9 protein-coding genes and 1 tRNA gene are annotated in these 11949 nt (G+C 34.8%); 4 read left to right on the top strand and 6 right to left on the bottom strand.

The window, feature by feature from the left end:
* Window positions 1-37: 37 nt before the first annotated feature.
* A complete protein-coding gene (locus tag PLJ10_09535; protein HOK09890.1) occupies window positions 38-361 on the bottom strand; it encodes a hypothetical protein in 324 nt (107 codons plus the stop codon).
* 109 nt (window positions 362-470) lie between these two features.
* Between PLJ10_09535 and chrA the strand changes: the two genes are divergently transcribed.
* Window positions 471-1649, top strand: a complete 1179-nt coding sequence (gene chrA / locus PLJ10_09530; protein ID HOK09889.1) for a chromate efflux transporter — start codon at window positions 471-473, stop codon at window positions 1647-1649.
* A gap of 2 nt (window positions 1650-1651) precedes the next feature.
* Here chrA and PLJ10_09525 read toward each other — a convergent pair whose 3' ends face one another.
* From PLJ10_09525 to PLJ10_09505, 5 genes are all read right to left on the bottom strand, one after another.
* Window positions 1652-3142, bottom strand: a complete 1491-nt coding sequence (locus PLJ10_09525; protein ID HOK09888.1) for a PilT/PilU family type 4a pilus ATPase — start codon at window positions 3140-3142, stop codon at window positions 1652-1654.
* 117 nt (window positions 3143-3259) lie between these two features.
* Window positions 3260-4342, bottom strand: coding sequence for an aldose 1-epimerase family protein (locus PLJ10_09520; GenBank protein HOK09887.1), 1083 nt, complete (start codon window positions 4340-4342; stop codon window positions 3260-3262).
* A 4-nt stretch (window positions 4343-4346) separates the two neighbouring features.
* On the bottom strand, window positions 4347-5312 hold the full coding sequence (locus PLJ10_09515) for an alcohol dehydrogenase catalytic domain-containing protein (protein HOK09886.1): 966 nt from the start codon (window positions 5310-5312) through the stop codon (window positions 4347-4349).
* 263 nt (window positions 5313-5575) lie between these two features.
* Window positions 5576-7060 (bottom strand): AAA family ATPase, encoded by a 1485-nt coding sequence (locus PLJ10_09510; GenBank protein ID HOK09885.1) that lies wholly within the window; start codon window positions 7058-7060, stop codon window positions 5576-5578.
* Between the two features lie 353 nt (window positions 7061-7413).
* A tRNA-Ser gene (locus tag PLJ10_09505) sits at window positions 7414-7506 on the bottom strand.
* A 303-nt stretch (window positions 7507-7809) separates the two neighbouring features.
* Here PLJ10_09505 and PLJ10_09500 point away from each other — a divergent pair.
* The 3 genes from PLJ10_09500 (at window position 7810) to PLJ10_09490 (ending at window position 11791) form a co-directional block, all read left to right on the top strand.
* A complete protein-coding gene (locus PLJ10_09500; GenBank protein ID HOK09884.1) occupies window positions 7810-8004 on the top strand; it encodes a DUF2892 domain-containing protein in 195 nt (64 codons plus the stop codon).
* A 62-nt stretch (window positions 8005-8066) separates the two neighbouring features.
* On the top strand, window positions 8067-10970 hold the full coding sequence (locus tag PLJ10_09495) for an MMPL family transporter (protein HOK09883.1): 2904 nt from the start codon (window positions 8067-8069) through the stop codon (window positions 10968-10970).
* A gap of 23 nt (window positions 10971-10993) precedes the next feature.
* Entirely contained in the window at window positions 10994-11791 is a 798-nt protein-coding gene (locus tag PLJ10_09490; GenBank protein ID HOK09882.1) for an outer membrane lipoprotein-sorting protein, read from the top strand.
* The last annotated feature ends 158 nt before the right edge of the window (window positions 11792-11949 follow it).

The following is an 11949-nucleotide window of genomic DNA, read 5'->3' as shown; positions in this document are numbered from 1 at the left end:
AATATCTTAATGTTATAGTATATAAATTATTAACAAATTATGAAATCCTTTTCCAATTGTGGCCTCCACCATTTTTGCAGGGAACACCTCCAAAAGGAGTGTCTTTTGATTTTATAACCAATCCACATTTACTACATTGATAATTTCTCTCCCCTACTTCGCCTAAACAACGCCATGAATGCCCTCCTCCTGCCTGACAATTTCCCATCATCGGTTGATTAACCGCTTCTATGTGAGTTCCACATTTACTACAGTAATAATTTTTTAATGTTTTTTCTTCAGCACAAACAAAACTATTTAAAAACAATATAAACAAACTAATAACAATAAATAATGTAAATACGATTATTTTTATTTTCATAATTTGTTTCCTTTTTGTTGTTGCTTTTCGTCCATAATAACACAGTTATTATACAAAAGTGGTATAATACTTCCAACTTCAATTAACGTTAATATCTACTCACCTAAAAATGCAATCCTTACAAGAAGAAAAGAAAAAAAATATTGGAAATATATCCCTATTTCAACTATGTTGGGAATTTTTAAAAATAGGGACTATTGGCTTTGGAGGGGGATGGGTAATTATTTCCATGATTAAGCATCGTTTTGTGGAACAGAAACAATTAATTACGGATGAAGATTTTACAATAGGTATAAGTTTAAGCCAATTTTTAGGGGCTTTTGCTGTAAACACCACTTCTTTCATAGGCAGAAAGTTAAAGGGAATTTGGGGTTCTATTTTATCTACATTCTTTTTTTTACTGCCTTCTTTTGTTATTGTTTGTGTTCTTACTGGACTTTATTTTAAGTTTAATAAACTATTCAATTTTCAATATTTATTAAAAGGTATTTCCCCTGTCATAATAGCTCTTATGCTGTCCACAGCCTTTGATTTATCTATTAAGATAAAAAAAGACATTGGGTTCTTACTCATTATATCTCTTGTAATAATAGGTGGAATACTTAATATAAACTATGTTGTGTTACTTCTTTTTTCTGGCTTTTTTCAGGTTTTGTATTCCCACTTTATAAAAGAAAAGGAAAAAAACTTACTACCCATTTTTTTTATACAGCCTAATAAAATATCTTACGGTTTACCTGTCCTCTTTTCTATGATAGGCACACCTTCAATTATCACAATTAGTTTTATTTTTTTTGGAATAGGCTTTATTTTTTTTGGTGGTGGGTATGCACTTCTCCCTCTCTTGCAAAACATATTTGTAAATAAATTACACTGGATTTCAAATCATGATTTTATTGTAGGTATAGCCATAAGTCAGGCTACACCTGGTCCCTTTGCTATTATTGCAACATTTCTGGGATATTATTTACATGGAATTTTAGGTGCTCTTTTTGCTACTTTTATGATTTTTCTCCCTGCTTTTCTATTTTTACAAATTCTTATTAATCTTCAAAATAATTTCAAAGACAATAAAAATGTTCAATCTTTTTTAAGAGGGATTAATATTGCTATTATAGGACAACTTATTCTTTTGTCTTACCACTTTTTTTTAGTAACCCTTCTCCCAATTTCTGTTATATCTATAATTCTTCTTTTGACCAGTTTTCTTTTCTTCTTTATTTACAGAATTCCACCCCTTGTTTTTATTGTCATAGGGCTTGTATACGGTTTTTTCTTTATTAAATAAGGCTATTTTAGAATCTTGCGACCTTCAGAGGACTTGATACCCGACACAATTCGTTCGAAGGCTTCTTCATTGGAGCAAGCACTCATTGCCTCTTCTTTAGATACTAATCCTTTTTGGTACAATTCTACCGCATATTGGTCAAAACTCTTCATATCCCCATCAACATCCATTATTCCATGGAGTTTATCAAGGTCACCTTCAAGGATAGCATCGCGGACAATAGGCTTTCCACCTAATAATATTTCGAGACATGGTATTCTACCACCACCAACTCGTTTCAATAGCCTTTGACAAACAACTCCCTGGAGAGAATAGGCTAATTCCTGTCGGATTAAGTCTCGTTCATTTTGAGGGAAATAGCTAATGATACGATTTACCGTATCTACTGCTGTTGTTGTATGTAGTGTGCTAAAAACAAGGTGTCCTGTTTCTGCTGCACTTAATCCTGCACGAATGGTATCTCTATCTCGCATCTCACCGACGAGAATCACATCGGGGTCTTCACGCAAGGAACCACGCAAAGCATTGGCAAAGGATAGGGTATCTCTCCCTACCTGACGTTGGGAAACAATACTTTTCTTATCGGTATACACATATTCGATGGGGTCTTCGATAGTAATTATATTGGCAGAACGCGTTGCGTTTATATAATCTACCATTGCTGCTAATGTTGTTGACTTACCACTCCCAGTAATACCACATACAAGGAAAAGTCCCCTGTGTTTGTTACATACATCACGAACCACTTCTGGAATATTTAACTTTTCGAATGGTAATGGTTCTTCTGGAATTAAACGGATAGCAAGAGCTGGAGCACCCATCTTAATATAACCACTGCAACGCAAATATCCAATGCCTGCTGCATGGTATTGGAAACTTGTTTCACGTTCTGTATATAACATATCTACTTCTTCTTGTCCACCTAATTGATACAACAACTCCCTCATATCTTCTGCATTTAATGGTGGCATATCCAAAGGCATCAAATCATTATCAATACGAATATAGGGCTTTGCACCTGCTCTAAGGTGAAGGTCAGATGCATTTTTTGCCTTCATCATTTCAATCATTGCGTTAATATTAAAACCTGTTTTTAAATATGCAAGAACCTCTAATTGCCATGTTCGCGAACGAAGTGAAGATTTGCTAAATTTTTCAACAACCCCATCTACAGGAATTAAAAGAGGCAGTTGCTTCCAATTAAAACCAGGAAGCATCACCCGACATATTCCGTCTTCATTTTTAACACGAACACCTAATCTTGTGTCTTCAAATGCTTTGTTTAGCTCTGTCGGATTTGTAGATTCTTTTAGGTTAAATGTGATTTGCATTGAATCTACTTTACGACTCAAATCAGTGGATTTTACAACAATACTACATCCTTCTGTAGTAATCTTTACCTCGGATGGAATACCTGTTGCCCTAATAACTTCATGTAGCCCAATTCTTAGAATATCAAGGATAGTAGATGTGGATTGACTACCAATATACATAATTTTATCCTTTATAGTTGCCCGATATTTTTGGTGTAAAATTATATAAAAACTATAAAATTGATATGAAATAATACAATTTTTATATACTCTATGTCAATTTTTTTAATTATATTTTTATAAATTTGAAAAATAGCCACTTACTTGTTGATTTATAATTCCAATTTCGAGTTCATGAATTCGTGTTTCACCTGGTTGAAGATAATCCATTTCGCCTCTTTTTTCGGTTTCATCTTTTCCCAAAACACCTGCGTTGCAAGGTTCTAAGCCAATCACATATTCACCTGTCCCTAACATTTTCCATTGAACTAATTTGGGTAGTTGTGCTTTTTTATATTTGATGTAAACACCATAAAAATTTTGTTCAAGTTCTTGTTCTGCATTATAAACGCCTATTATAACTTCTCCATTTTTTTGTGTTTTAACATCATGAAAATACACTCTTTCTTGATAGTTTTCTTCAGGTGGTGTTATTTCATACCAAGCATCTTTCCCCTGCTTTGCAATTTCATCTCTCGGGATAGTTCTTTTAGCAGGGATACAGACTTTTGCCTTTTTACAAACCACAGGCCAACCAATATTGCAATGATACAAAATCATAAATGGTGTTTTACGGAAACCTTCGTTCGTTATGGTATCTGTAATTTTAAAATAATCTGCTCCTAAATATGTTTCTATTTTTCTTTCTACAATAATATTTTCGGCAAACAAAGCTGTTTGTCTCATTTTTCCTTTTAGGGAGAGAACATATTTTCCGCTTATCCACTTTTTCTCAACACAAATATCTTCAGCAGGAGTACTGCTAATCCTACCATGTAATCCTTCCCCCGTTAATTCACTCCTTTCGCATGGAGGGCCAACATTGGTTACACCACAAGTGGTTAAAAGACCACCAAAATAACTTCGTAACCATCGAATACCTTCAGGTTCATAGTAAAAGGGAGCGACATCCCCAGGTGTAGAACGCCAACCTAATGGAATGCCTTTATAACTCGCATGGGAAATGTCCATACAGCGATCTAAATAAACAGAAAACTCTAAACCAGAACCAGTATATACGAAAACAGAACGCGATGGGAATGCTTTGCCATCTTGAAGTATGGATGTTTGTATACCTGCAATCTGGTCTATCTGACCTGCATATTTTTTTATTTCAATTGGAGATACCTCATACCAACTTTTTGTTGTTTTCTTTTTCATAATTTCATCCTTTCTTATTTCGAAAGTCTATTAATACTTTAAGGCAGTCTTTACTTTGTGCAATCTCAAATGCTTTTATTATATCTTCAAAAGCAAACTTATAACTTATCATATATTCTACTTCAACTTTCTTTTCTGATAATGCTTTTAATGCTGGTCCAAACGGACCACAACGAGAACCAATAATTTTAATTTCGTCCACAACCAATTTTGAAAGGTTTAATGTATTTTGTTCTTCTGTAGTGCTTTTTATGACTAATGTCCCCTGAGGTCGTAACCTATCTAATGCCAAAGACTGTGCTGTAGGATTTCCAGTGGCATCTATTACGACATCTAAATTTTTATCTTTCCAATAGTCTAATAAACATGTATCAATTCCAATTATGTTTAATAAGAACAGTTTTTTCGTATGTTTCCCTACACATACTAATCTTCGGACATAAGGATTTATAATTTGAGAAATAATCTGTCCCATTCGTCCATCACCCAACACAACTACGAAATCTTCAGGATTAAATTGTATTTGTTCGAGGATGCGAAATCCCGCTGCAACGGGCTCCGTAAATACTGCTACTTCATCAGACACACTATCCGGAACAATATGCAAATTCCTTTCAGGCAGTGTAGTATATTCTGCAAAAACCCCCTCTCTATTATTTATCCCGAGCACAGTTCGGGTTGGACAATGGTTCGACATACCTTGAAGGCAAAATGAACAACGATAGCAGGGACAATTTATCTCTCCGACAACTCGTTTACCAATCAGACTTTTATTTTCCGCTTCAACTACTTCACCCACAAACTCGTGTCCTAAAATTCCCTTAAAATCCATATACCCTTTCACAATCTCCAAGTCCGTCTTACATATCCCCGCCATTAATACCCGAATTAATACTTCTCCTTGTTCTGGAATAGGAATATCCATTTCCCTTATAAATAAATCTCGCCCATCAAAAAAAAGTGATTTCATTTAATCTCACCATTAATATTTTAGTTTTAATTATTATTATAATAGAAACTGAAATAAAATTCAGTTCTTATTATAATAGGGACTGAATTTTTAAAATCCTTCTCACTCTTATAAAAGATTCTGTCCAATAATTAATTTGCATCATAAAACATAAAAAATTTATTCTCAACTTTTCATCAGGTAGGAATGGGGTATGTAAGCCCACAATGACGGGAAAACTGGCACAATCAGTTTTGAGTCTGATTTCTATTATTTCCTAAAAATTAAATAAGTAGTAGAAATCGTAAGGGTATTTTTACAATAGAATTATTGATTAAATCCAGATTGTTACTTCCAAATACCAGTCCATATTTGCAATTCTTTGCCTTTTGCATTGTTTTTTCTACTTGTTTTACATCTTCTTTATTAAAACCGACTTCAATTACAACGCTACTTTTATCTTGCAGGGTTAGTATAAAATCGGCACCACCTTCAGCCATATCAAATGATAATTTGGGGGAACCGATACTACTTCCTCTTCTTATATGTTTTTGAAAGATTAATGCAAAATAATCTTCTAATTTCTTCCCTTCGATACCACCGTAGAAATTGTTATCTAAAATTGCACAACGAAGGGAAGGGGTTATAAAAAGGTATTTCGGTGTTTTTCGTGTAGGTCCATAAGTTGTCCCATAAGCCTTTACTTTAAGTAACAGTCCACTTAACATCAAAACCTCAATTAGGTTGTCTAATGTTTCAGGTCTATTTATTTGAAGCACTGATTGAAGCTTACTATAACTTATCAAATCAGACTGAGCTAAAAGATATAACAAATCAGTAATTTTTGCGACAGTATGTGTCTCAAAGTTCTTTAATTTAAGAATATCTTTGGCGATAATACCATCTATTACACTCTTTATTTTCTCTATTGCTTTTTGTTTATTCTCTATTTTTAGCGACGATGGAAACCCTCCTAACTCAAAAAAGTCCTCTTCTGCTTTAACAGGAACTTCATTAACAAAATATTTATCTACTTGCTTCTTTTCCTTATATAATTTATTAAATACTTCTTTTGCAGTTGAAGAACTAAATATTATCGTCCGCAATTTTTCTGAAAAACCATGTTTGACAATATCTTTGCCATACTTTAAAAGTAAATACTCACTAAAATCCAAAGGGAACATTTCCCATATATCGGAACGTCTTCCTAAATCGGGAATTATATTTATGTGCAAAGCGGAAGAACCTGTTGCTATTACCAATACATCTTTATGACCTTTAGTCCTATCAAAAAGATTTTTCAAAAACAATCCCCATCTATCATCAAAATGGACCTCATCAAGAAGAATTAATATTTTTTTATTTGGCTTTTCAAAATGAATATCTTTCATTTCCTCATAAAATTGGAAAAAGTCATGTAACGAAATCTGTTCTGCATGCAACTGACTTACATCAAGATATAATCTTTCATCCAATTTTCCGAGATTCTTTAGGATACTTTTATTATCAGGTAATAAAAATTTCTCTAAAGTATATATTTGAGATAAAAGGGTGCTTTTCCCTATGCCTCTGATACCTGGCATCAAAATAATCTTTTCTATTTCTGAAATCTCATTTTTTAAGAATCGCTCAATTAAATTTATAAATCTGGGGAAAATATATCGAATTGGCAGAAGTTGCTTATTTTCATTATAAATATACCCTTCAATTCTTTTCGGAAGAGTTAACTGCCATTTCATATAAAACTGTTCTATCTTGTTTTTATCCATATTTTTCAGTCCCTATTATAATAGTAACTGTTTTTAATATCAGTTCCTATTATAATAGTAACTGAAATCAAAATGCAAATAAATAAACAGGTCAAAAAAATTATATTTATCCTCCAACATTTTAACCAGGTACATCAATAAAATACAATGTTGAATAAATAGCATGCATAATTCAATTCATTATTATTTGACCCCTCTTCCCCTTTAGACATTTCGAGATGAATATCTCCAGTTCTTTACTTTTACCAACAAAATCAATTCAATATTCCCAAAGTTTAAAACCTGGATTCCTCCCCACTTTTATATAACCCTCTTATTCATCTACGAAGCTATTACTTTAATACTTTTTTTACTGGCGGAGAGAGTGGGATTCGAACCCACGGTGCCGGGTAAACCGGCACAACGGCTTTCGAGGCCGCCGCCTTCAACCACTCGGCCATCTCTCCGAGTACATTCAACCCTTCTTTTATACTATAAATTAAAGGATTAATTCAAAAATGATATGTTTTTAATCATAAATTTAAGTAGCCCCATATATCTTGCCTACGAGTTCATCGTAAGGCAGAATACCTGAACTACTTTAACTATATTCAAAATTAAACGATGTTAATTTATTTATCATGTTTCAAAATCAAACATCCAAACTTTCCCATATATAAACTATTATTAAATAGGCAATTACAAAAGTTTTACTTTTTGGCACAGGCTTTGCTTTATAATAAAAAAACAGAAATAAAAGGAGTTTAGACATGACAATTGAAAGATATTTAAGACTTATCGCAGGGAGTTTTGTGCTACTAAGTGTGGCTCTTGCCTATTTACACAGTCCCTACTGGCTATTATTCACCGCTTTTGTAGGGCTAAACCTTTTTCAATCGGGCATTACCAACTGGTGTCCAATGGTGTGGATATTAGAGAAATTAGGTGTTCCTCATCAAAAATAAGTTAATAAAAAAGTATTTATTTGATATTATTATAGATAAACTCACGACAAAAGGAGATATTTATGAACCCAGGACTGAAAATGGTAAAGTTTTCTGTTGATCATCCTAAAACTGTAGTTGGTGTAATGGCAATAGTTACTTTCGTAATCATTGCCCTTGTGGCTCTTCCTAATTTATTTCCTCAATCATTTCCCATGCTAAACAAAATCAGTATTGATACAGACCCCGAAAATATGCTTAGCCACAAAGAGGCAGTGCGTATATTTCATAATGAGATGAAAAAGCAATTTACCATTTATGAAATTGTAGTTCTGGGTATTGTAAATGAAAAACATCCGCAGGGAGTATTTAATGCGGATACACTGAAAAAAATATACGAGTTAACGGAATTTGCAAAAACGCTTCAATGGCAAAATCCAAATGAGCCTGAAAAATATGATGGTGTTATAGCCAGTGAACTTATTGCTCCGTCCACTGTGGATAATGTCGAACAAGGAGGTATTGGAGAAGTTCGCTTTGAATGGCTTATGAGTTCCCCTCCTGCAACGGATGAAGAAGCATTAGAAATAAAGAAGAAAACGGAGCGACTTCCGTTCTTAAAGGATACGCTTATTTCTGAAGATGGGAAAGCAATAGCCTTATATATTCCTATCACAGCAAAGAATCAAAGTTATCGGGTTAGTAAAGCATTAGAGGGTAAAATAGCCACCTTTAAGGGGGATGAAAAATACTATATCACGGGATTACCTGTTGCCAACGATACCTTTGGGGTAGAGATGTTCAAACAAATGGCGATTTCTTCTCCTCTTGCTATGTTGGTTATTTTCTTACTGATGTTATTCTTTTTCCGTCAATTAATTTTAATCCTCTCCCCTCTTATTGTTGCGATTGTTACTACCATCTGGACTATGGGGCTTTTAGTAATTTCCGGTAATACCGTTCACATTATGAGTTCTATGATACCTGTGTTTATTATGCCCATAGCGGTATTGGATTCCATACATATCCTTTCCGAATTTTTTGAACGATACACTCCCCAAAAACCGAGAAAAGAGATTTTATTATCCGTAATGGATACCCTTTTTATGCCCATGTTATATACCTCATTGACAACACTTGCTGGATTTGCTTCGCTTGCTTTAACACCTAATCCACCCGTGCAGACCTTTGGTATATTCATTGCAGTTGGCGTTGCTATCGCATGGATTTTAACCGTAACCTTTATCCCTGCATATGCCATGCTTCTATCCGAAAAGAAACTCAAAAACTTCGGTGCCTCTGTGAATAAAACTTCTCATGAAGCAGAGGAACATACATTGCTTGCAAAGATTTTATATGCTCTCGGCAAATTCACTTATAATCAATATAAACTTATTCTTTTAGGCACGGCTATAATGATAGTCATTGCTATATATGGAATAACGCAAATAGAAGTTAATGACAATCCTACCCGATGGTTCAAATCTACCCATAAAATTAGAGTAGCGGATACAGTTTTGAATAAACATTTTGGCGGAACATATATGGCATATCTGGCTTTAAAATCGGATGAAAGTCAATTTTCATTTGATAATTATCAAAAAGGTTTTAAGGAAAGACTCACTAAATGGTTCAAAGAAAACGGAGCAGATGACGCAAATACTAATGAAATTACTGAAAAGGTTTATTCTGAATTCATCAATTTACATAAACAGGCAGATAATAAGGAATTAAAATCTATACTTGAATCGCTCCAGAATTGGTGTGGTGAACAACTCAACAATGCAAATAGTGAAACTCAGGATGCATGGGACCTTGCAGAAAGGTTTGTCGGCCTTGAACTCCAGAGGAGTGAGATATTCAAACAACCTGAAATCCTTCATTATATAGACCAATTAAATGACACCATGATGAAAACAGGAATTGTCGGGAAAACAAATTCTTTACCTACCCTTATAAAAACCGTTCATCGTGAACTTATGGGAGGTGATGAGAAGGAATATCGAATACCGGAAAGTTCCCGGGCTGTGGCTCAATGTATCATGACCTATGAAGGTAGCCATCGTCCTCAAGATATTTATCACTTCGTTACACCTGACTACAAATCTGCCAGTATCTGGGTTCAATTAAAAAGTGGTGACAACAAAGATATGAACAAAGTAGTTGAAACCATAGATACATTCATTAAAGATAATCCTCCCCCCTTCCCTATGAAGCACGACTGGTATGGTCTGACTTATATCAATGTCGTCTGGCAGAAAAAAATGGTCATAGGAATGTTAGAGGCCTTTTTAGGGTCGTTCCTTGTCGTTTTAGCGATGATGATAATCTTATTCCACTCGGGCTTATGGGGCTTACTCAGTATGATACCTCTGACAATTACTATCGGTGCTATCTATGGAGCCTTAGGGTTAGTTGGAAAATATTACGACATGCCTGTTGCTGTGTTATCATCATTAACTCTCGGTCTTGCAGTTGATTATGCCATTCACTTCCTCGCACGGGGCAGAGTTGCCTATAATGAAACGGGCTCGTGGGAAAAAGCCCACATGATTTTATTCGGAGAAACGGCACGGGCATTGTATCGGAATATCATCGTTATCGCCTTGGGCTTTACTCCATTATTGTTTGCACCACTTGCTCCCCATATTACGGTGGGAACTTTTATGGCTTCTATTATGCTTTTCTCCGGCGTAGGAACATTAATTATTCTACCTGCATTAACTCGACTTTTCGAACCGTTACTCTTTCCTAAAACACGGTTTTGCAGTATTACCTGCATGTGCAACACCTGCATCGTTACAGGGATTACAATTGTAGGTGCTGTTGCTATTAATATCTATCAGTTTCTAAATATTGGCTGGACTACTATCAGTTGGGTTTCGTTAATAGCCATTATCATCCTTTCTATAATTTGCTTCATTAGTTCTCGTAGAAATCAATGCAAACCTTGCGTTGAAATACCCATAGAAAATCAAAACAAATAACCGTAAAGATAAGGAGTTTTACCATGAAACATGTATCCATTCTATTAACAGCAATCGTGGCCGTTTTCCTGCTCATGCCAAAAGGATTTTCACAGGACTTGACCGATGTCAATGAAATTGTTAAAAAAGCCAACCATTCCGCATACTATAAAGGGAACGATGGTAAAGCCCGCGTCAAAATGACAATCAAAGATGCTCAGAACCGTGAACGCACAAGGGAATTAACTATCCTCCGTAAAAACATGGATGATAAAGATGAAGAACAACGCTTCTATGTATATTTCCACCAGCCCGCAGATGTGCGAGATACCGTCTTTATGGTTCACAAACATGTCGGTAAAGATGATGACCGCTGGCTATACCTTCCCGCTCTCGATGTTGTGAAACGAATTGCCGCATCCGATGAACGCACCAGTTTTGTCGGCTCTCATTTCTTTTATGAAGATGTCTCTGGTAGAGGTATTGATGAAGATAATCACGAATTAATCGAAACGACACAAAACTTCTATGTTATCAAAAATACCCCCAAAGACCCGAAAAGCGTTGAATTCGATTCTTATAAAGTTTATGTCCACAAAGGAACTTTTATCCCTGTAAAAGCAGAGTTTGAAAAAGGCGGTAAAGTTTATCGAGTTGCAGAAGCATTAGAAGTAAAAGAAATTCAGGGCTACCCCACTGTTATAAAATCAAAAATGACCGACACCAATATTGGTGGAGAAACCTTATTAGAATACTCCGATGTCCAGTATGATATTAACCTACCCGACGATATATTTACCGAAAGATACCTTAGAAAAGCCCCCAGAGAATACCTAAAATAACCCTGTATAGTAAAGAGCAATTTTTATATTAAAAAGACCGTAAAACTGGCTTAGGGGCGAAAAATCTTTCGCCCCTACATTCGTAATATCACAACACAAACATACACAAATGAATAATAAACTTTATATTAACACAAAAACAATCATCCCCCCCCCCC

Origin of the sequence: Candidatus Hydrogenedens sp., from assembly GCA_035361075.1 — a bacterium.
Lineage (GTDB): Bacteria > Hydrogenedentota > Hydrogenedentia > Hydrogenedentales > Hydrogenedentaceae > Hydrogenedens.
This window is presented reverse-complemented; position numbering and strand designations above follow the sequence as displayed.